The sequence below is a fragment of the Pseudomonas sp. FP603 genome, from assembly GCF_030687415.1.
GTDB lineage: Bacteria > Pseudomonadota > Gammaproteobacteria > Pseudomonadales > Pseudomonadaceae > Aquipseudomonas > Aquipseudomonas wuhanensis.
In genome coordinates this window covers 1848122-1874641 of the sequence record NZ_CP117431.1, presented here as the reverse complement: position 1 = coordinate 1874641, position 26520 = coordinate 1848122, and the positions used below count along the sequence as shown (strand labels likewise).

Annotated in this window: 20 protein-coding genes and 1 pseudogene; 1 reads left to right on the top strand and 20 read right to left on the bottom strand. The window is 56.8% G+C overall.

Features of this window, described 5'->3' with window-relative positions:
* Positions 1-78: 78 nt before the first annotated feature.
* The 20 genes and pseudogenes from PSH65_RS08595 to mtnA all read right to left on the bottom strand — a co-directional run bounded on the left by PSH65_RS08595 (position 79) and on the right by mtnA (position 25022).
* The gene (locus PSH65_RS08595; protein WP_305425817.1) at positions 79-1209 is read right to left on the bottom strand and encodes a glycosyltransferase; all 1131 of its coding nucleotides are present in this window, start codon (positions 1207-1209) and stop codon (positions 79-81) included.
* Positions 1206-2150 carry a glycosyltransferase gene (locus PSH65_RS08590; protein WP_305425816.1) on the bottom strand — a complete coding sequence of 315 codons (945 nt, stop codon included), beginning with the start codon at positions 2148-2150 and terminating at the stop codon, positions 1206-1208. The genes PSH65_RS08595 and PSH65_RS08590 overlap by 4 nt, the downstream gene beginning before the upstream one ends.
* 218 nt (positions 2151-2368) lie before the next feature.
* Positions 2369-4813, bottom strand: a complete 2445-nt coding sequence (locus tag PSH65_RS08585) for a glycosyltransferase (RefSeq protein WP_305425815.1) — start codon at positions 4811-4813, stop codon at positions 2369-2371.
* Positions 4814-5297: 484 nt separating this feature from the next.
* Positions 5298-6299 (bottom strand): glycosyltransferase family 4 protein, encoded by a 1002-nt coding sequence (locus PSH65_RS08580; RefSeq protein WP_305425813.1) that lies wholly within the window; start codon positions 6297-6299, stop codon positions 5298-5300.
* Positions 6296-7258, bottom strand: coding sequence for an SDR family oxidoreductase (locus tag PSH65_RS08575; protein ID WP_305425811.1), 963 nt, complete (start codon positions 7256-7258; stop codon positions 6296-6298). Before PSH65_RS08575 ends, PSH65_RS08580 begins: the two co-directional genes overlap by 4 nt.
* Positions 7255-8178 carry a glycosyltransferase gene (locus PSH65_RS08570; protein WP_305425810.1) on the bottom strand — a complete coding sequence of 308 codons (924 nt, stop codon included), beginning with the start codon at positions 8176-8178 and terminating at the stop codon, positions 7255-7257. Before PSH65_RS08570 ends, PSH65_RS08575 begins: the two co-directional genes overlap by 4 nt.
* Before the next feature lie 56 nt (positions 8179-8234).
* A complete protein-coding gene (gene rfbA, locus PSH65_RS08565; protein ID WP_305425809.1) occupies positions 8235-9125 on the bottom strand; it encodes a glucose-1-phosphate thymidylyltransferase RfbA in 891 nt (296 codons plus the stop codon).
* Positions 9122-10015 carry a dTDP-4-dehydrorhamnose reductase gene (gene rfbD / locus PSH65_RS08560; protein ID WP_305425808.1) on the bottom strand — a complete coding sequence of 298 codons (894 nt, stop codon included), beginning with the start codon at positions 10013-10015 and terminating at the stop codon, positions 9122-9124. The genes rfbA and rfbD overlap by 4 nt, the downstream gene beginning before the upstream one ends.
* On the bottom strand, positions 10012-11088 hold the full coding sequence (rfbB, locus tag PSH65_RS08555; protein WP_305425807.1) for a dTDP-glucose 4,6-dehydratase: 1077 nt from the start codon (positions 11086-11088) through the stop codon (positions 10012-10014). The genes rfbD and rfbB overlap by 4 nt, the downstream gene beginning before the upstream one ends.
* A gap of 226 nt (positions 11089-11314) precedes the next feature.
* Complete coding sequence (locus tag PSH65_RS08550; protein WP_305425806.1) at positions 11315-11554, bottom strand: LapA family protein; 240 nt, start codon at positions 11552-11554, stop codon at positions 11315-11317.
* A gap of 27 nt (positions 11555-11581) precedes the next feature.
* Positions 11582-11878, bottom strand: coding sequence for an integration host factor subunit beta (gene ihfB, locus PSH65_RS08545; RefSeq protein ID WP_007899751.1), 297 nt, complete (start codon positions 11876-11878; stop codon positions 11582-11584).
* 150 nt (positions 11879-12028) lie between these two features.
* The gene (locus PSH65_RS08540; protein WP_237886278.1) at positions 12029-12307 is read right to left on the bottom strand and encodes a hypothetical protein; all 279 of its coding nucleotides are present in this window, start codon (positions 12305-12307) and stop codon (positions 12029-12031) included.
* A 216-nt stretch (positions 12308-12523) separates the two neighbouring features.
* Positions 12524-14215 carry a 30S ribosomal protein S1 gene (gene rpsA, locus PSH65_RS08535; protein ID WP_030128738.1) on the bottom strand — a complete coding sequence of 564 codons (1692 nt, stop codon included), beginning with the start codon at positions 14213-14215 and terminating at the stop codon, positions 12524-12526.
* A gap of 120 nt (positions 14216-14335) precedes the next feature.
* On the bottom strand, positions 14336-15025 hold the full coding sequence (gene cmk / locus PSH65_RS08530) for a (d)CMP kinase (protein WP_305425803.1): 690 nt from the start codon (positions 15023-15025) through the stop codon (positions 14336-14338).
* The gene (locus tag PSH65_RS08525; protein ID WP_305426958.1) at positions 15022-17229 is read right to left on the bottom strand and encodes a bifunctional prephenate dehydrogenase/3-phosphoshikimate 1-carboxyvinyltransferase; all 2208 of its coding nucleotides are present in this window, start codon (positions 17227-17229) and stop codon (positions 15022-15024) included. Before PSH65_RS08525 ends, cmk begins: the two co-directional genes overlap by 4 nt.
* A 28-nt stretch (positions 17230-17257) precedes the next feature.
* Positions 17258-18370, bottom strand: coding sequence for a histidinol-phosphate transaminase (gene hisC, locus PSH65_RS08520; protein ID WP_063341135.1), 1113 nt, complete (start codon positions 18368-18370; stop codon positions 17258-17260).
* Between the two features lie 12 nt (positions 18371-18382).
* Positions 18383-19477, bottom strand: a complete 1095-nt coding sequence (pheA, locus tag PSH65_RS08515; protein ID WP_030128742.1) for a prephenate dehydratase — start codon at positions 19475-19477, stop codon at positions 18383-18385.
* Positions 19477-20563: pseudogene (serC, locus tag PSH65_RS08510) on the bottom strand (3-phosphoserine/phosphohydroxythreonine transaminase). Before serC ends, pheA begins: the two are co-directional and overlap by 1 nt.
* 266 nt (positions 20564-20829) lie before the next feature.
* A complete protein-coding gene (gene gyrA / locus PSH65_RS08505; protein WP_008005952.1) occupies positions 20830-23499 on the bottom strand; it encodes a DNA gyrase subunit A in 2670 nt (889 codons plus the stop codon).
* Positions 23500-23945: 446 nt separating this feature from the next.
* A complete protein-coding gene (gene mtnA / locus PSH65_RS08500; RefSeq protein ID WP_305425801.1) occupies positions 23946-25022 on the bottom strand; it encodes an S-methyl-5-thioribose-1-phosphate isomerase in 1077 nt (358 codons plus the stop codon).
* Between the two features lie 109 nt (positions 25023-25131).
* On the opposite strand from mtnA, the gene PSH65_RS08495 reads away from it, so the two are divergent.
* Complete coding sequence (locus PSH65_RS08495) at positions 25132-26466, top strand: TRZ/ATZ family hydrolase (protein ID WP_305425800.1); 1335 nt, start codon at positions 25132-25134, stop codon at positions 26464-26466.
* The last annotated feature ends 54 nt before the right edge of the window (positions 26467-26520 follow it).

Below are 26520 nucleotides of genomic sequence, written 5' to 3'. Positions count from 1 at the left end.
CCCACATCATCTATTTATTTTTTTGCATAACAAAATTATTCAACACCTGCAACCGCCTCAAAAAAAATCCATGAGGCCTCAACACACGCTAACCGTATCAAAAATCGTGGTCAGTTGTTGTTCGAGCTTATGAAGCGAATAGCGCTCAGAACAATAAGACTGAGCTATCTCAACAGCCCGCTTTCTAGCGTCTGTCGAGTCAAGATATAGTACCAACGCTGAGTACCAATCTTCGTTTACCAAGACTCCAGCGCCTTCCGGAATAATCATGCTGTAAACCGGAATATTCGACGCCACCACGGGAATACCGGCAGCAGAGTATTCAAGATATTTCGTGGGAGCCTTGCAAAGATTGAACTCCTCATTGACCAATGGAGCGAGACCAATATCCCAGTTCAACCCAGCCAGGACTGATAAGAATTCAGTATAAGATTTGTTGACTTTATGGCTTTTGACTCTTTCTCCAAAACGCAAAAGACGCTCGGGCATCTGTATCGTCCCGAATACTTCAAAGTGCAATTTCGGCTGCTCTTCGAGTAATCGCTCAAGCACCGGAACCACCAAATTCAGATCTTCCTGGTGCCCTTTTGATCCCATGTACCCAATAGTCTGGTACTGCCGCTCTTGTCGATTAACTGTCACCCGTTGCCCCATGTACGGAAAATACTCTCCAGTAAAAACATGTTGCCTCGGAAACAGACTTTTGAGCAGTTCGGCAAGATGAGGGGTCGATGCATAAATCAGGTCACATTGCGCCAGCAAATTTCGACGCGCATCAATGACATCTTTAGCACCTTGACGCTTCTGAATTTCGGCCCCTAGAGAAGGGGGTAGCTCAAGCAAGTTATCGTCAATGTGATAGATGACGGGAACATTCAGTGCTTTAAAGAACTTGAGTATATCCACACCAAACGGTTGACCATATCGAGTAAATATGACCAACTCAGGTTTAAAGCTATCGTTCCACTGTTCCCAGCAACCAGCCCCCTTTTGCGAAACTAGTTTTTGCGACACCACAGCGACATTGACCTCTCCTCGCTGATGCATCTCGCGCAGAGGGATATCAAAGCTAATGAAATACGTGGCATTCACCTGCTCTGTGAATATAAGAATATTCCTCCCCTTCGGGTTCCCGTCGAGGAGGACATCAAACTCATTCAGCGCGATGATATGGCGCTTTTTGAAAAGCGCCTTGAGCAACGTAATCATGCGTTTGAAGCCTTTTGCCCGTTAGAGTTGTTGGCTGGGAGCCTGGCTTCGTAGTCCTTGATAACCTGCTGACGGCGCCGCTTGGCTTCGTAAACGGCTTTATGAGGAACATAACCGGCAAGCTTGTCCCGAGCCGCATTCTTCTTGTCCCAAAGACTATGGAGAAACGACGGAACAAGATGACGATATTTGATATCACGAATCAATGAAGGTCGGAAATAACCAAGATCGATCTCTTTTTGGATTTCCGCCTCGGTCAACGCCCCATTTTTAAGCATCAACCGAACTTCCGCAAACCATGGCCCGGCGTTTTTATTTGCACAAGCAGACCAGGGCTGAGTATAAACGTCGGTGTAATGAATCAACCGAGTGTCTTTATCCAAATGCTCGAGGCTGTTCCACTCAAAAGGCACGCCATACTTGACGTATTTTTCCTCAAGAATGATCAGCTCCCACATCAGCTGGTCATAATCGTACTTGCCCTCATCCATTTCTTGAACGATGGTTTCGATTTCCCAGTCCAACTGTTCACAGTCAAGCAGCATGACGGCGCATTGTTTCTTGCGAGTTTTCGGCGCTCCAACCTTGTCGGTCGACGCTTCGGAAAACTTGACTTCTTGCTGGATTATAATTTTCGCACCGTCGAACGGAATGTTCCACAACTCACGAATATCGTGAAACACCAACATGTCTGCGTCCATGTAAATGGCCTTGCCCTTGTAGCCGCAAAGCTTTGGAATGCAGAAACGACTGAATGAAAAACCGGTACGTTGACCATTGCGCGGATCCAGTGGCTCGGGAACTGGGAGATCCAACATCGGAATGACTTCAACATTTGCAGTCGTGTGGCGTTTGATGGAGTATTCAAGAACAGGAACGGCGAGCAATTGCGAACGATCGACACCTACATATACCCGTATTACTTCGTCACCATCAACCATGGGAAATTCCTCTTAAAACGTTAGCACTCTGAAAATCAACTATCGACCACCTTACAAGATGCCTATAGCGGACCGGATACTCATTTAAAGCTCTGGTCCAAGGCTCTGCAGGGGTGACGTTGCTGGAGCACGCATAGCGAATATCACCGGCTCGATGTTGCCCGGTTATTTTATAGGAGCTGTCATTTATTCCCAAGATGCGCATCGGCCCGCCACCTTCAAGCACTGACATCATTAAGCATGGACGTAGAGAGCAAGTCGTCAACCAATCGGGCGGCGGCATCGCCTTCCAAGACCATACGGTTTACAAAGCGCTCGGAAAGGTGCTTGAGCTCTGGCGCTTGGCTTTCATCCAGAACGCACTCGATGAACGCGGACCAGTTCGCCATCTGCTCGATGGTATAAAGCGGGGCATAGGTATCAGTGTCGAGATCGCCCTTGACCACCGCAACCGGCAACCCCCGCGCTGCTGCATCGAGGGCCACGGTAGAGGGGCTGGTGATGACCGCTTTCATTCGACCCAACAGGCCGCCAGCGGTATAACGCTCCCATTCCGCCTGCTTGGGATCGGCGATGATCAGGTTCGAGGCGACGGGCTTGTCTCCTTTGTAACGGGAGGTCAGCCACAGACCCGCGTGATGAGGCTTGATCAAAAAGGTGACGGAAGGGAACTGATCCGCCAACGAGGTCACCCCTTCAAGAAAAAACTGCCGATACGCTTCGGAGTAACGATGCCAGTGCAGGTTTTCAAAGACACCGACCACACACGCCTCGGGAGCGATCAACGCATCCAGGTTGGCGCTTTCATCCCGGCCAACTTTGGAGCAACCGATTGCAACGCATTTTGCGCGAGTGGCTGCGCTGACATCTGCGTGCAAGGTGTCTAGCCCGCCCCAAAGGTAGATCCTGTCGGCGGCGAAATTGACCCGGTCTATCGAATGGATCTTGTCGCTATAGGTCAACCCCACATTCTCGAGGCCATGTTGCAAGGTCGCGGTCATGATGCCGGCGACCTTCGCCGCCTCGGTAAGCGTGCGACTGAATTGATGAGGACTGAGATTGGTTTCCGACACCGTCAGGAGCGCTCTGGTCCGGGAACCGAAACGGAATGAAACCAATGGCTCGGTGGCTGACACCACCCGGACATTGCTCTGATGAAGTGACAGGGTTTTCATTACTCGCGGAGAAGCCTTGAGCAATGCGTGGCTGCACACCACTTGCACTGCTATCTCGCGCTGTTTGAGTTCAAGAATGATGGGCAGCGCAAGATCAAGATCCTGGACCAGGTGCAGTACCACCAGGACCTCTGCTCCGTGGACATCTGCTGCGCCGGAGCTTTGAGCGATGACCGATTGCAGCGCATCCCGCCACAGAGAACCAATGACAGCAGAGCTGAAGTGCTGCTCGATCAGCGTCCTGGCGAGTGCTACGTCCTGGCGACCATTTTCGGTGCTCGACAGATAACGACGCAGCCCCTGCAAAAAATCACCGGTCATGATGCTGCCAGCCAGCGGCGACAATGCAGGCGTTGCGGTAGCGACGACAGGAATGCCTTGGATCAGGGCGTGAACCGTTCGATTGGCGGACTTGCAGACGCTGAACGGATCGCAGGAGTTGGGGATCAGAACAACCCGTGAAACAGCCATCCAATCGTCTAAAACGTTGATCGACCATTCCACATAGCGCGATGCAATTGCCATCGGCTTGATAAAGCGCTCGTACTTGGCAGCATTGTTACTGATCACCACAAGCTCAACCGGATATTCCAGCGCGATCGCTTCCAAGGCATTCTGAATGAGAAGCAGGTCCAACATGCCGAAAGCAGCGTAATCAGCGCCGTGATTTCCGAACCACAGCAAATACATGGTTTTCGACGGATCGCGGGCCGGGGTATTTGAAATGACGGGGATAATCACGGGAGCGGCGACAACCGTCGCCTTTTTGAAGCTGACCACTTGTTTCCGAAGCGGGCGCAAAAGCGCTCTCGGAATGGCCATGACCGTTGCGATCGAACCATCCCTGCCACGCTTTTTTCTGACGAGTTGCAATTGCTTTTTCAGCAAATGCTTAAACATCTTCAGCAAACGTTTGAACGTGTGGATACCCCCTGAATCCTTGATCTCATTCGACAACTTCTTCAACCGGTTGCGCCACAAGGATGGGGCCGTGTTTTTTTCTATCGCCCTGGCGCCTTCGATGAGCTTGCTGCCTTCGTCCGTTACCGTTTCAGAAGCCAGGCCATCGGGAATGACGTGCACGACAACGCCCGGCACATGAGCCTTTATAACGTCTGCCAAAGGTTCGGTGGTTGTCACAACGGCAGTTGCAAGTTGGGCCATTCTGGTGAACATTTCGCCATGCGTGCCCAACGGCCCCTTTCCATAACCTGGCACAAAAATGTTGTCACACAGATCGATAATGACGGGTATGTTAAGTGCCCGGGCACGCTGAACCAATGCCAGGCTTTCAACAGAAAAGGCTTTGACGATGACAAGAGCATCGAGGCTTTCAAGATTGACAGGGCCTCGACTGGTAAACAGACTGCAGATAAAGCCTTGCGCTTCAAGTGCCAACAAAGGAAGTAATGCCCGGTAGCGCACGCTGGCCATGTCGAGCGACAGTGAGGCTACGCACCAGCCCACGTTTATCTGACGTCTATCCATAAGACTTCCCATCTCTGAACACTTCCCCGCCCTTCGGTCAATGCAACAACAAACGGACCGGCCAATAAATAAACAAAAAAATGAAAAAGAGACATAGCGATCCGCGTCCATGCATAAATACAGGCCCGCGGAGCCGCGCTCACGACCTGAATCAGAAGGTCCTGCGCATGCAGCGCAAGCTCAATCCGGACGCGAGTCATAACCGCACATTCTACCGAACACATACCGATTCGCGGGGCTTTTTTTCGATGCAGGCATTCTGGACGATATTCGCGAGAAGGCCATGACGTGCGTCAAACGCACTAAATTGAATACGGCTGCAAAACGATCGCCAGCCAGATCATTGCCTTCCCATTCACCGTCCAGCGACACACCAGCACAAAGGACTGACGGATGGGTGCACCAGGCTTGTCACCGCCGAATGAGCAAACCAGAAACCCCTATGAAGCAAAGAAGCAAAGAGCAATGTCAACTTGATTAGAATTTATGACCTGCCCGCCTTGAATAGATAAGCCAAACAGACGAGCGGAGCATACGCCACGAATATCCCTGCCACGACATTCAAATGACCGTGTACAACCAGAATCGAGAGCGGCAGCAAAAAAGCGACATTGATGACTGCCACACTTATCGTCACCTTTTTATGCCCCCAACGACGCGCCGCGTTCTGATAGGCATGACTACTATGAGCCTGATAGACCTTATCTCCACGAATCAGCCGCCGAACAAGTGTCCAAGTCGCATCAACAATAAAAACCCCTAGCAGAATCAACCAACTCCAAATCAGCTCCGGCTTGCTCCAGGCCGCTTGAAGCGCCATCGCCCCGAGTATGATGCCGAGGAAGCCGCTACCCGCATCGCCCATAAAGATCCGGGCAGGCGGAAAATTCCAGCAAAGAAAACCCGCAACGGCCCCCGCCAGCACCAACGGAGCCCAAACCAGTTCAACAACGCCACCCACCCAATAGACCAGACACATCCCCAAACACACGCTGATAGCTTCAGCACTGGCTAAACCATCGATACCGTCCATGAAGTTATAGAGATTAAGCATCCAGACCAGATAAATCGCCCCAACGACACCGCCCAACCATCCCGGCGTCAGCGAAACACCCAACAGCTCAATGGGCGCCAGCCCGTTAAGCCAGAACAACGCCCAACCCGCTGCGATAAAGTGCCCCAGCAATCGCCACCTCGCAGCGATATGACCATGGTCATCGGCGAAGCCGATTGCTGCAATCAACATTCCCGCCCCCGACAATGCTATCAGCACCGGCAACGGCAACAACTCCAACAATGTCAGAACTGGAAGCGCGAACAAAAACGCGACAACGATTGATACACCGCCCCCGCGAGGCGTGGGAACAGAATGAGCGCTACGCTCGTTCGGAATATCCATCAGGCTTCGGGACAAGGCATACCGGCGCAAAAACCGGGTCAGCCCCCAAGAAATAGCAAACACCACCACCAATAACGCAAAAATCATCTTGTCTCTTTATCCCGATAATGGGCGGCAGCCTGACGCAAAGCCTTTTCTGTACTGATAGGCGGACGCCATCCAAGCAACTCGCGTGTGGGCTGGATATCCACCTGCAAAGAACCACACAGCCGCTCGGCAACCCCTGACTTGCCCACCATCGAGGCGGTCACTCTCAACAACCCCGAAGGCACTGGCAGCAGTCTCGCGACCTTGCCCAATGCAAATGCCATACGGTGCAGCAATTGGGTCGTGGACAGATCTTCGCCATCGCTAACCAGAAAGACCTGACCGACGGCAGCAGGGTTGTCAATGCAGGTCACCACCAGGTCCGTGAGATTTCCGAGTGCGACCAGACTGCGCTGATTATTAATAGCGCCCAATGGCAAAGGCACGCCGCGATCCAGCCAACGCATCATGCTGAGGAAGTTGGCTTTGACACCCGGCCCGTAAACGAGGGGCGGACGGATGACAACGACCTCCATTCCGGTTTCCAGGCTGATTTGCATCAACGCAGCCTCTGCCTCGCGCTTGGACACCCCATAAGGATCAACTGGCGCGGGCGTATCCGTAGCCTTGAACGGCATATCGCGAACTGTGCTTTCGCCATTCACTTTGATCGAGCTGATAAAAATAAAACGCTTCACGCCGGACTCTGCTGCACGCCTGGCAAGCCGAACGGTGCCCTCGACATTGGCTTTACGAAACGCCGCGAGGCTGTCCGCAGCCGTTTCGTTCATGACGTGCACCCTGGCCGCACAATGAATGACAACGGCGACGCCTTCCAGCATCGACTTGCCTATTGGCAGATCAAGATCGAAGGGGACGACTCGGCACAAACCGCTCAAACGCGTGCTTGCGCGAACCGCGGCGACGGGGGTGAATTTCTTGTCGAGCAACAACCTGAAGACCACAGCCTCGCCGACAAATCCGGTCGCGCCCGTCACTAAAACCTGCGGACCTTTCATCTGGATTTACTTCCGATCAATGCAGTGGCCCAACAAATCAAAAAAAAGAAAACCTTATCCCGCGCACGCCGACGACATTTCCAGGCACTTAAAGAGAGCCTCAATAACTGCGCGCGCCCTAGACGTAACCAGCCCTGAACGAAAGGATCAGTACTTCGCCCCACCTGACATGCAATTAGCCGGACCTGGGAGAACCACCAACCGTCATGAATCGTCTTGTAACGCGCGATCAACGGATTGAGGCCAGTATTGGCCCCAACCTGATTTCGCTCGTGCTGGCGATACTGCATGGATGGCTGCGGGTCGATAAACCACTTGAAGCCGTGGCTACGCGCAAAGGCGTAGCAATACCAGTCATGCAAGCTGACACCTTGCAGGTCAGCCCAATTATTCAACATGGACGCCTTCAAAGTCGCCACCATCTTCTGACTCATCACATACGTGCACCCTGGCCCAGCCGCTTCAAACAGGAAGTCCCAGGCAACCTGAGGCTGAGCCTTGTCCAGCAACTGCGTCCTGCCGTTCGGCCAAAAAGCGGTGACGTTACTGGAATAGGCATCTATTTCACGGGACTGAATCGCATGGGTCGCGCGCTGAAGCTTATCCAAGTGCCATACATCATCCTGATCGGCAAAGGCGACAAAGTCGTATTTATCAAGATCAACATCACGGATCAACCTGAAAAAGTTGCGCGAAGCCCCTCCGAAGGCGCCAGCAGCAGGTAATACAATTACGCTTGGGTGCTGGGCAGCATAAACCGCGCACCACGCCTCGGTACCATCAGTGGAGGGGTCGATACTGATATAAACGGTTAGGTCGACAGCTGACTGGTCGAGGATCGAGGCCAACTGCTCCTCGATCCACTGCATGCCATTGTAGGCAGCCAGCAAAACCGCAACCTTGGGATGTTTTACTGGCATGCCATTCCTGCCTGGACTGATTAAACGCTACTGTTCGAAAGGATTGAGCCTTCGAATCAGTGGGAAGGCGAGTCCAGGAGTTTCTGCAGGTACTGACCGTAGCCCGTTTTCTTCAGGGCATCGGCCTGAGTACCCAACTGCTCGGCAGTGATCCAGCCATTGTGATAAGCGATCTCTTCCAGGCAAGCCACTTTCAGCCCCTGACGCTGCTCGATGGTATGCACGAAGTGACTGGCTTCCAGCAGCGAATCATGGGTACCGGTATCCAGCCAGGCAAAACCACGACCGAGCATTTCGACGTTGAGGGTCTTCTGCTCGAGGTATGCACGGTTAACATCAGTGATTTCCAGCTCACCACGTGGGGATGGCTTGATATTCTTGGCGATCTCGACGACTTGGTTGTCGTAGAAGTACAGGCCAGTCACCGCGTAGCTGGATTTTGGCTTCAGCGGCTTCTCTTCGATGCTCAAGGCACGGCCGGCAGCGTCGAACTCGACGACCCCGAAACGCTCCGGATCGGATACGTGATAACCAAATACAGTCGCACCGTGCTCTTGAGTAGTGGCGGAACGCAGGTTTTCCGAGAAGTGCTGACCGTAGAAGATGTTGTCGCCCAGGATCAGACAGCAAGGGTCTTTGCCGATGAATTCTTCGCCAATGATGAAGGCTTGTGCCAGGCCGTCCGGGCTAGGTTGCTCGGCGTAGGTCAGCTTGATGCCGTACAGACTGCCGTCACCCAGCAATTTTTGGAAACTTGGCAGGTCTTCAGGGGTGGAGATAATCAGGATTTCGCGCATACCGGCGAGCATCAGCACCGACAGCGGATAGAAGATCATCGGCTTGTCGTAGATCGGCAGCATCTGCTTGGACACGCCGAGGGTCAACGGGTGCAGACGAGTGCCCGAGCCGCCAGCGAGGATGATGCCTTTACGATTTGTCGTGGTCATTTATTCAGGACTTCCATCAGCATTCGGGTGACACCACTTTGCCAATCCGGCAAGTGTAGAGAAAAATTGTCGCGCAGCTTCTGAGTGTTCAACCGTGAGTTCAGAGGGCGGCGCGCCGGTGTTGGGTAGGCGGTCGTATCTATCGGATTGATCACCGTGACGGCGAGTTCTTCGCCGTTGGCTTTGGCAAAACCGATCACATGGCTGGCATAGCCGTGCCAGGACACTTCGCCGGCGGCCGCCAGGTGATACAGGCCCGCCAGTTCAGGGCGCTGCAAGACTTGTTGAATGGCCAACGCCGTCACGTCGGCAATCAAATCTGCACCGGTCGGGGCACCGATCTGGTCGGCGATGACGCTCAGGGTTTCGCGGTCCTTGGCCAGACGCAGCATGGTCTTGGCAAAGTTGTTGCCGCGCGCGCCATAGACCCAACTGGTGCGGAAGATCAGGTGCTTGCAGCCCGAAGCAGTAATCGCTTGTTCGCCGGCCAGTTTGCTGGTGCCGTAGTGATTCACCGGGGCGACGGCATCTGTCTCTTGCCATGGCTTCAGGCCTTCACCACTGAACACATAGTCGGTCGAATAGTGAATCAGCCAGGCGCCCAGGGATGCAGCCTCTTCAGCCATGACCTGACTCGCCTGACCGTTTACGCGGTCGGCCAGCTCTGTCTCGGATTCAGCTTTATCGACAGCGGTGTAGGCCGCAGCGTTGACGATGACGTCGGGCTTAACCTGACGGATCGTCGCACGCAGTGCGTCGAGGTCGGACAGGTCGCCGTTCAAACCATCGACCGAGTGACGGTCCAAGGCGATCAACTCACCAAGCGGTGCAAGGGAGCGTTGCAACTCCCAGCCGACCTGGCCGTTTTTTCCCAACAGGAGGATTTTCATGCCTTGTCCGAACGATCCGCGTAGTTCTGGTCAATCCACTGTTGGTAGCTGCCGCTCTTCACGTGAGCCACCCACTCAGTGTTGTTGAGGTACCACTCGACGGTCTTGCGAATACCGGTGTCAAAGGTCTCTTCCGGCGCCCAACCCAGCTCGCGCTGGATTTTGCTGGCATCGATCGCGTAGCGCTGGTCGTGGCCCGGGCGATCCTGGACGTAGGTGATCAGGCTGGCATGTGGACGATGAGCAGAGTCTGGACGCAGTTCGTCGAGCAGTGCGCACAGGGTATGCACCACTTCGATGTTTTGCTTCTCGTTATGGCCGCCGATGTTGTAGGTCTCGCCGATTACGCCTTCGGTCACGACTTTGTAAAGCGCGCGGGCGTGGTCTTCGACATAGAGCCAGTCACGGACCTGGTTACCTTTGCCGTAGACCGGCAGCGGCTTGCCTTCCAGTGCATTAAGAATGATCAGCGGGATCAACTTCTCAGGGAAGTGGCAAGGACCGTAGTTGTTCGAGCAGTTGGTCACCAGAGTCGGCAGACCGTAGGTGCGGCTCCAGGCGCGAACCAGGTGATCGGAACTGGCCTTGCTGGCCGAGTACGGCGAGCTTGGCTGATACGGCGTGGTTTCGGTGAAGAGGTCTTCCGGACCTTCGAGGTCTCCGTAGACTTCGTCGGTGGAAATATGATGGAAGCGGAAGTTGGCTTTACGCGCATCATCCAGTGCCGCCCAATAATGGCGTGCAGCTTCCAGCAAGGTGTAGGTGCCAATGATGTTGGTCTGGATGAATTCAGACGGACCGGAGATCGAGCGGTCAACGTGGGACTCTGCGGCCAGGTGCATGATGGCATCTGGTTGGTGTTCACGCAGGACACGGTCTACTTGATCACGGTCGCAGATGTCGACGCGCTCGAACACGTAACGCGAGTTCTGGCTGACTTCGGCCAGCGACTCAAGATTACCGGCATAAGTCAGTTTATCGACGTTAACGACAGAGTCGTTAGTGTTGGAGATGATATGACGAATGACTGCCGAGCCGATAAACCCGGCGCCGCCGGTAACTAGAATTTTCACGCGAAACCATACCCTTAAGTTGCTGACAGGGCCGCCAATCGCGCACTGTCTAATCCATGAATGCAAAAGCCATCAAGTCAGCTGAGGCTTCTGACAGAGTCAGTCTGAACCGATTCGGGAATGCCTTATCGATCAAGCGCAGCATTTTACAGCTTAATGAAGGTTTTACTAATGGATATGGACAAGCTGCGACGCAAATTAGACGCGTACAACGGGTTTGTCGCCGTCAGACAAGGCGCTTGCGTGAGGCTCTGGACGTACGTCCCAGAAACCAGCCGAGAATCGGCCCGATCACCATGCCAATCAGCAGCGCAATCACCATGATCAGCGACACAGGCAATTGTGGACCTGCCCAGCCCAGGAATAACAGTGACACGCTTTGCTGGTTCTCAAGAACGAACGCCAGGATCGCCAGAACGAGCAATAGGACAAATACAGCGAGAAGTACGCGCTTGAGGTTACGCATCAGCGGTTCCTTGAAGTGCAGCAGCTGTCAAAGCCCCTCCTCCTCTTCTTCGTTCACGCGATCGCGCAGTTCTTTGCCTGGCTTGAAATGCGGAACGAACTTGCCGTCGAGGCTGACGGACTGACCGGTTTTCGGATTGCGGCCTACGCGCGGCGCGCGATAGTGCAGGGAGAAGCTGCCAAAACCACGGATCTCGATTCGATCACCGGTGGCCAGACATTGGGACATTTGCTCAAGCATGGTCTTGATGGCCAGCTCCACATCCTTGGATGAGAGCAGCCCTTGATGGGTGACAATTCGTTCGATCAACTCCGACTTCGTCATATTTTTCCCTTCTTTTTCAAGCAGCTAGGAAAAGCGCTTCAAAGGTTTTAGCATGCCCGGAGAAATTTGAACAGCCCGAGTTTTGACATATCTTTCCTTGCAATGAGGTGCCCGATTTCAGAACATCGGAACATTGCTCAAACCCGGCATTCACCTACAGATAACCAGCATGGTGCGCGTCAGATAACCCGCGGGATTGAAGCCAAAAGGGAATTCATCTTCCTCCTTCGCGTCATCGGACCTTACAACAACTTTATAACCTGCACCCTTGCACTCCCTGGCGGCTCTCTTGTGACACCTCTCCCATCCGGAGCCCAATCCTGAACAATCGATCTCTATACCACTGACTCCGCGTACCGCATGAGTCTTGGCGCTGGTGGTACAACCTGCCAATGTCAGTACTGCTATCACGACAATGAGCTTGTTCATTCACTTCCTTATGCCGGGCGCATTGCACGGCGGTCGTTCACTTCAGACTAAGCCTAGCCTTGAATAGACGATTGACCTGTATGAAGTTACAGACAGTTTATGTAGATCATTGGTTTCACGAAAGAAATAAGGCGGCATCAGCACGCTTGGATTCACCAAATCGTAGACACAAAAAAGGGCGACCGAAGTCGCCCTTTTTCTATGGTCTGACAGAACTCAGTTCTGTTTTTCCATTTGTGCACGCAACAGGTCGCCCAGAGTGGTAGGACCAGCAGCGATGCTATCCGAAGGCTTGTCTTTCAAGCTTTGGATGGCTTCTTTCTCGTCTTCAACGTCTTTCGACTTGATCGAGAGCTGGATTACGCGGCTCTTGCGGTCAACGCTGATGATCTTGGCTTCTACTTCTTCGCCTTCTTTCAGAACGTTGCGCGCGTCTTCAACGCGGTCACGGCTGATTTCGGAGGCTTTCAGAGTCGCTTCGATATCGTCGGCCAGAGTGATGATGGCGCCTTTAGCGTCAACTTCTTTCACGATGCCTTTAACGATGGCGCCTTTGTCGTTCTCTTGAACGTACTCGGAGAACGGATCGCTTTCCAGTTGCTTGATACCCAGGGAGATGCGCTCGCGCTCTGGGTCAACCGACAGGATAACGGTGTCCAGCTCGTCGCCCTTCTTGAAGCGGCGAACGGCTTCTTCGCCCACTTCGTTCCAGGAGATGTCGGACAGGTGAACCAGACCGTCGATGCCGCCGTCCAGACCAATGAAGATACCGAAATCGGTGATCGACTTGATGGTGCCGGAGATTTTATCGCCCTTGTTGAACTGGCCAGAGAAATCTTCCCATGGGTTAGATTTGCACTGCTTGATGCCGAGGGAGATACGACGACGCTCTTCGTCGATGTCCAGAACCATAACTTCCACTTCGTCGCCGACTTGTACGACTTTCGAAGGGTGGATGTTCTTGTTGGTCCAGTCCATTTCGGAAACGTGTACCAGGCCTTCAACGCCTTCTTCCAGCTCAGCGAAGCAGCCGTAGTCGGTCAGGTTGGTTACACGAGCGGTAACGCGAGTGCTTTCTGGGTAACGGGCTTTGATAGCAACCCATGGATCTTCGCCCAGTTGCTTGAGGCCCAGGGAAACACGATTGCGTTCGCGATCGTACTTCAGAACCTTGACATCGATCTCGTCGCCAACGTTGACGATTTCGGAAGGATGCTTGATACGCTTCCAAGCCATGTCGGTAATGTGCAGCAGGCCATCGACGCCACCCAGATCGACGAATGCGCCGTAATCTGTGAGGTTCTTGACGATACCTTTGACTTGCTGGCCTTCCTGCAGGGATTCCAGCAGAGCTTCACGCTCGGCGGAGTTCTCGGCTTCGAGGACGCTGCGACGGGAAACGACAACGTTGTTGCGTTTCTGGTCGAGTTTGATGACCTTGAATTCCAGCTCTTTGCCTTCCAGGTGCGTGGTGTCGCGCACTGGACGGACGTCAACCAGAGAACCTGGCAGGAACGCACGGATGCCGTTAACGTCGACAGTGAAGCCGCCTTTAACCTTACCGTTGATAACGCCCTTGACCACTTCTTCGGCTGCGAAGGCTGCTTCCAGAACAATCCAGCATTCAGCGCGCTTGGCTTTTTCACGGGACAGCTTGGTTTCACCGAAGCCGTCTTCAACCGAGTCCAGCGCAACGTGAACTTCGTCACCGACGTTGATGTTCAGTTCGCCAGCGTCGTTGTAGAACTGCTCAAGCGGGATGAGTGCTTCAGACTTCAGGCCAGCGTGAACGGTTACCCAGCGAGCCTGGTAATCGATATCAACGATAACACCGGTGATGATGGAGCCTGCCTGAAGGTTCAGGGTTTTTAGGCTTTCTTCAAAGAGTTCCGCAAAGCTTTCGCTCATTTTAATTCCTGTTGATGAGGGCGAAGAATACGCCCATCTCCACATCCCAGACGATGTGGGTTAGTTTCATTTTAAAGAAGCGCCGCAGGACTATGACTGGTCCCCTGCGAAGCTTCTTGGTCACCCGGCGATATCGCGAATGGCGATTTCGCTCATGATGCGTTCCAGCACCTGATCGATGGATAATTCCGTGGAATCCAGCTGGATGGCGTCAGCCGCCGGTTTGAGCGGGGCTACCGCTCGCTGGGTGTCGCGCTCATCGCGCGCACGTATCTCATCTAGCAGACTCGACAGACTAACACCATCGACTTTGCCCTTCAACTGCAAGTATCGACGGCGCGCACGCTCCTCGGCACTGGCGGTCAGGAAAATCTTCAACGGTGCGTCGGGAAATACCACCGTGCCCATGTCGCGACCATCGGCCACCAGACCCGGTAATTCCTGAAAGGCCCGCTGGCGCTGAAGCAGCGCCTCACGCACGGCGGGCAGCGCAGCGACCTGCGAGGCGCCCGAGCCGATACTTTCGGTGCGAATGACATCGCTGACTTCGTCGCCTTCCAGAATGATGCGCTGCAGCTGACCGTCGGTCGCCGCGATGAATTGCACATCCAGATGAGCGGCCAGTTTTTTGAGCAGCTCTTCATTCGTCAGATCGACGCCATGGTTATACGCCGCGAACGCCAGCAATCGGTACAGCGCACCGGAATCCAGCAAGTTCCAGCCCAGGCGCTTGGCCAGCATCCCGGCGACTGTGCCCTTGCCAGAGCCGCTTGGCCCATCAATGGTGATGACCGGTGCGATGATTTTCACGACTGAGCCTCTTGTGCAACACGGATACCGACCTGCGCGCACAGCGCAAGGAAGTTCGGGAACGAGGTCGCGACGTTGGCGCAATCATGGATGCGAATCGGTGCAGTGGCGCGCAGCGAAGCCACGCTGAAGGCCATGGCAATTCGGTGATCGCCGTGACCGTGCACTTCGCCGCCGCCGATCTGGCCGCCGTCGATAATGATGCCGTCCGGGGTTGGCTCACACTTGACGCCCAGCGCCAGCAGACCGTCCGCCATCACCTGGATCCGGTCCGACTCCTTCACGCGCAGCTCTTCGGCGCCGCGCAGCACGGTGCGCCCTTCGGCACATGCAGCGGCCACGAACAGCACCGGGAACTCGTCGATAGCCAGTGGAACCAGCGCTTCAGGGATCTCGATACCTTTGAGTTTAGCTGCCCGCACGCGCAGATCCGCTACCGGTTCGCCGCCCACTTCACGCTGGTTTTCCAGGGTGATGTCAGCGCCCATCAGGCGCAGGATGTCGATCACGCCGGTACGGGTCGGGTTGATGCCGACGTGCTCAAGCACCAGCTCCGAACCTTCGGCAATCGACGCCGCCACGAGGAAGAACGCCGACGACGAGATATCGCCCGGCACTTCAATGTGGGTCGCGGTCAACTTGTGGCCGGACTCGACCGAGGCAGTCGCGCCGTTGACGGTCACCGGATAGCCGAAGCCGCGCAGCATGCGCTCGGTGTGATCGCGAGTCGGTGCCGGCTCGGTGACGGTGGTCTTGCCTTCGGCATACAGACCCGCCAGCAACAGGCAGGATTTAACCTGGGCGCTGGCCATTGGCATGGTGTAAGTCAGGCCCTTGAGCTTGTTGCCACCACGAATGGTCATCGGTGGACGACCTTCAGCAGCGGTCTCGATCACGGCGCCCATTTCACGCAGCGGATTGGCCACGCGATTCATCGGACGCTTGGACAGCGAAGCGTCGCCGGTCAGCGTACTGTCGAAGTTCTGCGCAGCCAAAAGGCCAGACAGCAGACGCATCGAAGTGCCGGAGTTGCCCAGATAGATCGGGCCCGGCGCAGGCTTCAGGCCATGCAGGCCGACGCCGTGGATGGTCACACGACCGTGGTGCGGACCTTCGATGACGACACCCATGTCGCGAAAAGCTTGCAGGGTCGCCAAGGCGTCTTCGCCCTCGAGGAAACCTTCCACTTCGGTGACGCCTTCGGCCAGGGAACCGAGCATGATCGAACGGTGGGAAATCGATTTGTCGCCCGGTACACGAATCCGCCCAGTCAGGCGGCCACCAGGTTGTGCCAGGAAAATCAGATCGTTGGAATTCATAGCGTCCACATAGGCCCGGCGGGCCAGGATTTTACTGAAATGCTCGCGGGCAACCCGGGCGCGCGTGAACACGCCCAATAATTGGTGCCCATCCCCTGCATCGACCGCGTCGCGCAAGGCGTCGAGATCGCTGCGAAATGTATCGAGTGTGCGCAGGACAGCTTCGCGGTTGGCGAGGAAGATGTCGTGCCACATGACCGGGTCGCTACCGGCGATTCTTGTGAAATCGCGGAAACCGCCCGCAGCGTAACGGAAGATCTCAAGATTTTCATTGCGTTTGGCCAACGAATCGACCAAACCGAACGCCAGCAAGTGCGGCAAATGGCTGGTCGCCGCCAACACTTCGTCGTGACGCTCGACCTGCATGTGCTCGACATCGGCACCCAGTTCGCGCCACAACCGGTCGACCACCGCCAGGGCGGCCGGGTCGGTCTGATCCAGCGGCGTCAGAATCACTTTATGGCGACGGAACAGGTCGGCATTGGAGGCTTCCACCCCGCTCTGCTCGGAACCGGCAATCGGATGCCCCGGCACGAAACGCGCCGGCATGCCGCCAAACGCTTCGGTCGCCGCACGCACGACGTTGCCCTTGGCACTGCCGACATCGGTCAGAATCGCTTGCCCCAGGTTCATGCCCGCCAACAGCGCGAGCAATTTCTCCATGGCCAGGATTGGTACCGCCAGTTGAATAACGTCAGCGCCCTGGCAAGCCGCTGCCAAGTCTTCTTCGCAGCGATCCACCACGCCCAACTCGACTGCCAGCTTGCGCGACTGCGGATCGAGATCGACCCCGACCACTTCGCGGCACAGGCCGCTTTCACGCAAGCCTTTGGCAAACGAACCGCCGATCAACCCCAGGCCGACCACCACCAGGCGACCGATCATAGGCTGAGCAGATTGCAGTGCAGTGACATCAACCACGAGCCATAACCTTGGTCAGCGCCTCGAGGAAACGGCTGTTTTCTGCCGGCAAACCGATGGTGATACGCAGGTGGTTCGGCATGCCGTAGTTGGCCACCGGACGCACGATCACGCCTTCACGCAGCAACCCCTCGAACACTGGAGCCGCAACGCGACCCAGATCGACACAGATGAAGTTGCCTTTGGATGGAATCCAGCTCAACCCCAGCTCGCGGAAACCCGCTTGCAACTGCTGCATGCCGGACTCGTTCAGGCGACGGCTTTCGGCCAGGTACTCGACGTCTTGCAGCGCCGCACAAGCGGCCGCCAGTGCGAGGCTGTTGACGTTGAACGGCTGACGCACGCGATTCAGCACATCGGCGACGATGGCCGAGGACAAACCATAGCCAACCCGCAGCGACGCCAGACCATAGGCCTTGGAGAAGGTGCGCGAGACCAGCAGGTTCGGGTAGGCCGCCAGATAGTCCAGGCCATCGGGCAAGTCGCTGCCTTCGGCGTACTCGATGTAGGCCTCGTCCAGCACCACCAGCACATGGGCCGGCACGTCCTGCAGGAAATCGTCCAGCGCTTGGGCGTCGAACCAGGTCCCGGTCGGGTTGTTCGGGTTGGCAATGAACACCACGCGAGTATCGGCATCGATCGCGGCGAGCATGGCCGACAGATCATGGCCCCAGTCTTTGGCCGGGATCACTTTTGCCTGGGCACCGACGGCCTGGGTAACGATCGGATAGACCGCAAACGCATGCGCACTGAACACCGCGTTCAGGCCCGGCGCCAGATAGGCACGCGCCACCAGCTCCAGAATGTCGTTGGAGCCGTTGCCCAGCGTTACCTGGTTCAGCTCGACTCGGCATTGATCGGCCAGCAGGGTCTTGAGCGCAAAACCGTTACCGTCCGGATAGCGGGTCAGTTCGGTCAGCGCCTCGCGAATGGCTGCCAGTGCCTTCGGACTGGCGCCCAACGGGTTTTCGTTGCTCGCCAGTTTGACGATATTGGCCGGATCGAGGTTCAGCTCGCGGGCCAGTTCGTCCACGGGCTTGCCCGGAACGTAAGGCGAAAGTTGTTGCACGCCCGGCTGTGCCAGAGCGAGGAAGTTGCCACTCATTTGCTACCGCCCTTAGAGAACTGCTTTCGGGTAGGAACCCAGCACTTTGAGTGCTACTGCTTCCTGACTGATCTTTTCCAGCACACCTTTGATCAGCGGATCGCGATGGTGGCCGACGAAGTCGATGAAGAACACGTAGGTCCATTTACCGCTGCGCGACGGACGGGTCTCGATGCGCGTCAGGTCGATTCCATTGTCGTGGAACGGCACCAGCAGCTCGTGGAGCGCGCCGGGTTTGTTGCTCATGGAGACGATGATCGAGGTCTTGTCGTCGCCGGTCGGCGGCACTTCCTGGCTGCCGATCATCAGGAATCGCGTGGAGTTGTCCGGACGATCCTCGATTTTTTCGGCCAGACGAGTCAACCCGTACAGACCGGCGGCCATGTCGCCGGCAATCGCCGCCGAGTTCCACTCACCCTTGACCCGCTTGGCCGCTTCGGCGTTGCTCGAAACCGCCACGCGCTCGACATTCGGGTAATGGGCGTCCAGCCACTTGCGGCACTGGGCCAGGGACTGGGCGTGGGAATAGATGCGGCTGATGCTGTCGGTCTTGGTGTTTTCACCCACCAACAGGTGATGGTGAATACGCAGCTCGACTTCGCCACAGATCACCATGTCGTGTTCGAGGAAGCTGTCGAGGGTGTGGTTGACCGCGCCTTCGGTGGAGTTTTCCACCGGAACCACGCCAAAGTTCACCGCACCGGCTGCCACTTCACGGAACACTTCGTCGATCGCCGCCATCGGCTTGCTGATCACCGCGTGGCCGAAGTGCTTCATGGCCGCAGCCTGAGTGAAGGTGCCTTCAGGGCCGAGGTACGCCACTTTCAGCGGCTGCTCGAGGGCCAGGCACGAGGACATGATTTCGCGGAACAGCCGCGCCATTTCTTCGTTGCCCAGCGGCCCCTGGTTACGCTCCATCACACGCTTGAGCACCTGAGCTTCACGCTCGGGACGATAGAACACCGGCACTTCGCCTTCGGCCAGCGAGGCCATCTTTACTCGCGCAACTTCTTGGGCGCAGCGTGCGCGCTCACTGATCAGCTCCAGGACTTTTTCGTCCAGAGCATCAATGCGCAGGCGCAGTGCCTTGAGTTCTTGCTCAGACATTAACCGTGTTCCTTCTCGAACTCTGCCATGTACGAAACCAGCGCGTTGACCGCAACGATATCGACGGCGTTATAGATGGAGGCACGCATGCCGCCCACGGAACGGTGGCCCTTGAGGTTCAGCAGGCCGCGCTCGTCGGCACCGGCCAGGAACGGCTTGTCGAGACGATCGTCGGCCAGACGGAACGGCACGTTCATCCACGAGCGGTCCGACTTGTTGATCGGGTTGCTGTACATGCCGCTGGCGTCGATGAAGTCATACAGCGTGCGCTGCTTCACTTCATTGAGCTTGCCGATGGCTTCAACACCACCCTGCTCTTTCAGCCACTCGAACACCAGACCGGACAAGTACCAGGCCAGGGTTGGCGGGGTGTTGTACATCGAACCGTTATCGGCCGCGACCTTGTAGTTGAGCATGGTCGGGCAAATGGAACGGGCGTGACCCAGCAGGTCTTCGCGAACGATGTTCACGACGATGCCGCTCGGGCCGATGTTTTTCTGGGCGCCGGCGTAGATCATGCCGAAGCGCGAGACATCCACCGGACGCGAGAGAATGTCCGAGGACATGTCGGCAACCAGCGGTACATCACCGGTTTCCGGGATCCACTGGAATTCCAGGCCGCCAATGGTTTCGTTCGGTGCGTAGTGAACGTAGGCCGCATCTTTCGACAGGCTCCATTCGTTCTGACCGGGAATAGCGAAATAGTCGTAAGGCTTGGCGGTGGCGGCAACATTGACGTGGCCGTAGCGCGAGGCTTCTTCGATAGCTTTCTGCGACCAGATACCGGTGTCGATATAGTCGGCGGTGCCGCTTTCCGGCAACAGGTTCAGAGGAATCTGAGCAAATTGCTGGCTCGCGCCACCTTGCAGAAACAGCACTTTATAGTTCGAGGGGATATTCAGCAGATCACGCAGATCCTGCTCGGCCTTGGTGGCAATGGACACGAACTCATCACTGCGATGGCTCATTTCCATGACCGACAGACCCTTGCCGTGCCAATCAAGAAGTTCAGCCTGGGGCGCGCTTCAGGACAGCTTCGGGAAGCGCCGCAGGACCGGCACAGAAGTTATAGGCTCTCTTGCTCACATCCAATCTCGCTCTGATTTGGTGGTATCACGCAATAAAAATCACGATATCAGTCAACACAACCCCTTGCTGGAGCAAGCTTTTGTGGGAGCTGGCTTGCCTGCGATTGCATCACCGCGGTGTGCAAGAAACACCGCAGCGCCTGCATCGCGGGCAAGCCCGGCTCCCACAAAAGCCCTTCCACACAGGATCTTCGTGGGTGTCGATATTTTCAACCGGGACAAACAACAAGGGGGCGAATCTTCATCCGCCCCCTGCTTGCCCGCTTACTCTTGCGGCTCTTCGTCAGCGGCGGCGTCGAGTTGCTGGTCTTCGGCAACGTCGTCGATCACGACCTCACCGTCGAACACTGCACCCTCTTCACCTTCAAGACCTTCGCCTTCCAGCTCCTCGCCTTCGACTTCCGACGGCTCCTGAACCCGCTCCAGGCCCACCAGTGTTTCATCGCTGGCCAGCTTGATCAGGGTCACGCCCTGGGTGTTACGACCCAGGCTGGACACTTCGTCGACACGGGTACGAACCAAAGTACCCTGGTCGGAAATCAGCATGATTTCCTCGCCGTCAAGCACCTGGACCGCGCCGACCAGACGGCCGTTACGGTCGTTGCTGACCATGGCGATAACGCCCTGACCGCCACGCTTGTACTCAGGGAACTCGGTGATCGCGGTGCGCTTGCCGAAACCACGCGCCGAAGCGGTGAGGATCTGGCTGCCTTCTTCCGGGATCAGCATGGAAATCAGCTTCTGGCCTTCCGGCAGACGCATACCGCGGACACCGCGAGCGGTACGGCCCATGGCGCGAACGTCGGTTTCCTTGAAGCGAGTGACCTTGCCGCCGTCGGAGAACAGCATGACTTCGCGCTCGCCATCGGTAATGGCGGCAGAGATCAGTACGTCACCTTCGTCCAGCTCCAGCGCGATCAGGCCAACGCTGCGTTGACGGCTGAAGGATTCCAGCGGGGTCTTCTTCACGGTGCCTTTAGCAGTGGCCATGAAGATGAAGTGACCTTCGGTGTATTCCTCGACCGGCAGCATGGTGGTGATGTATTCATCACTGTCCAGCGGCAGCAGGTTGACCAGCGGACGACCACGGGCAGCACGGGACGCTTCCGGAATTTCGTAGGTTTTCAGCCAGTACACTTTACCTTTGCTGGAGAACAGCAGCAGCGTGGTGTGGCTGTTGGCGACCAGCAGGTGAGCGATGTAGTCCTCATCCTTGACGCCGGTAGCCGATTTGCCTTTACCGCCACGACGCTGAGCCTGGTACGCAGCCAAAGGCTGGGTCTTGGCGTAGCCACCGTGGGAGATGGTCACGACGCGCTCTTCTTCCGGGATCATGTCGCCCAGGGTCAGGTCGAGACGGGCATCGAGAATCTCGGTGCGACGCACATCGCCGTACTCGGCGCGGATCACTTCCAGCTCTTCGCGGATCACTTCCATCAGGCGCGTGGCGCTGCTGAGGATGCGGATCAGCTCGCCGATCTGGTTGAGGATCTCTTGATATTCGGCCAGCAGCTTTTCGTGTTCCAGACCGGTCAGACGGTGCAGGCGCAGTTCCAGAATGGCTTGCGCCTGCTCTGGCGACAGGAAGTACTTGCCTTCACGCAGACCGTATTGCGGGTCCAGGGTCTCTGGACGGCAAGAATCGGCACCGGCACGTTCAACCATCGCGACCACGGCGGAAGATTCCCAGGCCGTGCTGATCAGCGCTTCCTTGGCTTCCGACGGTGTTGGGGAAGCCTTGATCAGGGCGATGACCGGGTCGATGTTCGACAGGGCAACCGCTTGACCTTCCAGAATATGACCACGTTCGCGCGCCTTACGCAGTTCGAACACGGTACGGCGGGTAACCACTTCGCGACGGTGACGAACGAACGCTTCCAGCAGGTCCTTGAGGTTCAGGATCCGCGGACGGCCGTCGATCAGCGCGACGATGTTGATACCGAACACCGCTTGCAGCTGGGTCTGGGCGTAGAGGTTGTTGAGGATCACCTCAGGCACTTCACCGCGACGCAATTCGATCACGACGCGCATACCGTCCTTGTCGGACTCGTCGCGCAGCTCGGTGATGCCCTCGAGCTTCTTCTCTTTTACCAGCTCGGCGATCTTCTCGATCAGACGGGCCTTGTTCAGCTGGTAAGGAAGTTCGGTGATGACGATCTGCTGACGACCACCGACCTTGTCGATGTCTTCGATCATCGAGCGGGCACGCATGTAAATGCGTCCGCGACCGGTGCGGTAGGCTTCGATGATGCCGGCGCGACCGTTGATGATCGCGGCGGTCGGGAAGTCCGGACCGGGGATGTATTGCATCAATTCATCGACGGTCAGTTCCGGGTTGTCGATGAGTGCCAGGCAACCGTCGATGACTTCACCGAGGTTGTGCGGCGGAATGTTGGTCGCCATGCCCACGGCGATACCGCTGGAACCGTTGACCAGCAGGTTGGGAATACGGGTCGGCATGACCGCCGGGATCATTTCGGTGCCGTCATAGTTCGGCACCCAGTCCACGGTTTCTTTGTGCAGGTCAGCCAGCAGCTCGTGCGCCAGCTTGGTCATGCGCACTTCGGTGTATCGCATGGCCGCGGCGTTGTCGCCGTCCACCGAACCGAAGTTGCCCTGACCGTCTACCAACAGGTAACGCAGCGAGAATGGCTGCGCCATCCGAACGATGGTGTCGTACACCGCGGTATCACCGTGAGGGTGATACTTACCGATCACGTCACCGACAACACGGGCAGATTTCTTGTACGGCTTGTTGAAGTCGTTGCCCAGCTCGCTCATCGCGAACAGCACACGCCGGTGCACGGGCTTCAAGCCATCGCGCGCATCCGGCAGTGCCCGCCCGACAATCACGCTCATTGCGTAGTCGAGGTAGGACTGCTTCAGCTCGTCTTCGATATTGACCGGGAGGATTTCTTTGGCCAGTTCGCCCATGAGAAGCCTGATTCCTTTTTCTGGTGAAACTTCGTCACATCCATATGGGACGAACGAAGCTCGCCGATGCAGACTGAGTGCCATGCACCGACTTACGACAAATCAACGAGTTATGCCATGGATCTGCGCAGTAAAGGCAGCCACATCAGGCTACCCTGGAAACCGCCGGATGTTATCACAAGAGCCGCCACGCACCTATCCCCCAGATGCGCATGGAGCATAGTTAGTTGACCGGTGACAGGCTTGAAGGGGACGAGAGGGGCTTAGAGCCGTGTTGAATGGAGAATTCAGGGCAGATTCGGCTTGCTTCATTGATTTTCAGGGCCTAATCGCGGGCAAGCCCGCTCCCACAGGGATCGCTGCCTGCCTAGTGATTTTCGGTTCGACACAGATTCCTGTGGGAGCGGGCTTGCCCGCGAAGGCGATTTATCAGGCGCCGGATACCTTTAATGCAACCGCTTACGGCACATCAACTGCGCCATTTTCGCGGTATCAGGCCGTTCGACGATGCCTTTTTCAGTAACGATCGCGTCGATCAAATCCGCAGGCGTCACATCGAACACCGGGTTGAACGCATCGACATCCGCCCCGACCCGCTTGCCGCCGACTTCCAGCAACTCGCGGCCGTCGCGCTCTTCGATGGGGATCTCGTCACCACTGGCCAGGTTCATGTCGATGGTCGAACTCGGCGCCACCACCATGAAACGCACGCCGTGGTGCATGGCGTTGACCGCCAGTTGGTAGGTGCCGATCTTGTTCGCCACATCACCATTGGCGGTGATGCGGTCGGCGCCGACGATCACCCAGGTCACACCTTTGGTTTTCATGATGTGCGCAGCGGCGGAATCGGCATTGAGGGTCACGGGAATGCCTTCATTGGCCAATTCCCATGCGGTCAATCGCGAACCTTGCAACCATGGCCGGGTTTCGTCGGCGTAAACGCGCTCGACCATGCCTTCGATGAAAGCCCCGCGAATCACCCCCAGCGCCGTACCAAAGCCGCCGGTGGCCAGTGCGCCGGTGTTGCAGTGCGTGAGGATCGCCTGGGCGTTGCCCTGATGCTTGCGGATCAGATCGACACCCAGTTGGGCCATGGTCAGGTTGGCTTCGCGATCACTTTCATGGATGGCGATGGCTTCGACTTCCAGCGCAGCCAGAGGGTCTGCGTCTTCCTTGAGGCGGTCCAGGCGGTCACGCATGCGACTCAAGGCCCAGAACAGATTAACCGCTGTTGGACGGGAATCGGCCAGTAACGCGTAATCCTCTTCCCACGCTGCCTGCCAGTCACCGCCCTCGGCAATTCGGGCGCGGGCTGACAGCACCATGGCATACGCCGCGCTGATGCCAATGGCCGGCGCGCCGCGCACCACCATCGAGCGAATGGCCTCAGCCACTCCCGCAGCGCTGGTGTAGGCGATCCAGGTTTCCTCGAATGGCAAAATACGCTGATCCAGCAGATACAGGGCGCCATCACGCCAATCGATGGCCTTCACCTTCTCCGCAGCCAACAGTCGATCGCGCATCCACATACCCCGCACTCATGAACAAAAGCCGCCGATTATAGCGATCCCCCCGCGAAGACGCTCGGGTATACTTCGCCATCCTTTACAAAAGCACTGGAACCGACTTTCGATGCCGACCCCCACCGCTGCGCTCGACCTGTTATTGCTGCCGACCTGGCTGGTACCCGTCGAACCGGCTGGCGTGGTCCTTAAAGAGCATGCCTTGGGCATCCGCGACGGTCGCATCGTATTTATCGGCCCGCGCGCAGCAGCCTTGAAGTTTAACGCAACCGAAGTCCGCGAATTGCCGGACATGTTGCTCGCCCCCGGCCTGATCAATGCCCACGGGCATGCGGCAATGACGCTGTTCCGCGGGCTGGCCGACGATCTGCCGCTGATGACCTGGCTGGAAAGCCACATCTGGCCGGCCGAAGCCAAGTGGGTCGACGAGGCTTTCGTACGCGACGGCACTGACCTGGCCATTGCCGAGCAGATCAAAGGCGGCATCACCTGTTTCTCCGACATGTATTTCTTCCCGAAGGTTGCCAGCGAACGCGTCCATAACAGCGGCATTCGCGCCCAGATCGCCATTCCGATCCTCGATTTCCCGATTCCAGGCGCCGGCTCGGCGGATGAAGCCATTCGTCAGGGTGTTGAATTATTTGGCGATCTCAAGCATCACGAGCGAATCAAAATCACCTTTGGACCCCATGCACCCTACACCGTGGGCGACGAAACCCTGGAAAAAATCCGGGTGATCGCTGAAGAACTGGACGCCTCGATTCATATGCACGTCCATGAAACCGCTTTCGAAGTGCAGCAGTCGGTCGAGCAGTGCGGCGAACGCCCGCTGGCCCGCCTCGGCCGCCTGGGCCTGCTCGGGCCGCGCCTGCAGGCCGTTCACATGACCCAGATCAGCGATGAAGACCTGGTGCTGCTGGTAGAAAGTAACACCCATGTGATTCATTGCCCGGAGTCGAACCTGAAGCTGGCCAGCGGTTTCTGCCCGGTCGAGCGCTTGTGGCAGGCCGGGGTCAATGTGGCGGTCGGCACCGATGGCGCGGCCAGCAATAGTGACCTCGACCTGCTCGGCGAAACCCGCACCGCTGCGTTGCTGGCGAAGGCCGTCGCCGGCTCCGCCACGGCGCTGGATGCCCATCGCGCGCTGCGCATGGCCACGCTCAATGGCGCTCGCGCGCTGGGAATCGAAGCTGAGACGGGTTCGCTGGAAGTCGGCAAAGCGGCGGACATCGTCGCGTTCGACCTGTCGGGCCTGGCACAGCAGCCGGTCTACGACCCGGTTTCGCAACTGATCTATGCCACTGGCCGCGACTGCGTGAAACACCTTTGGGTCGCTGGCAAGCAACTGCTCGACGACCGTCGCCTGACCCGCCTGGATGAGGCGCAGCTGTGTGCCACTGCCAAGGCCTGGGGCAGGCGCATCAGCGGCCACACCGAATCGTAAGCACCCTGGACCAAAACCGGGGCAACAGGATTTTTCAAGTTTTAGAGGACTGAC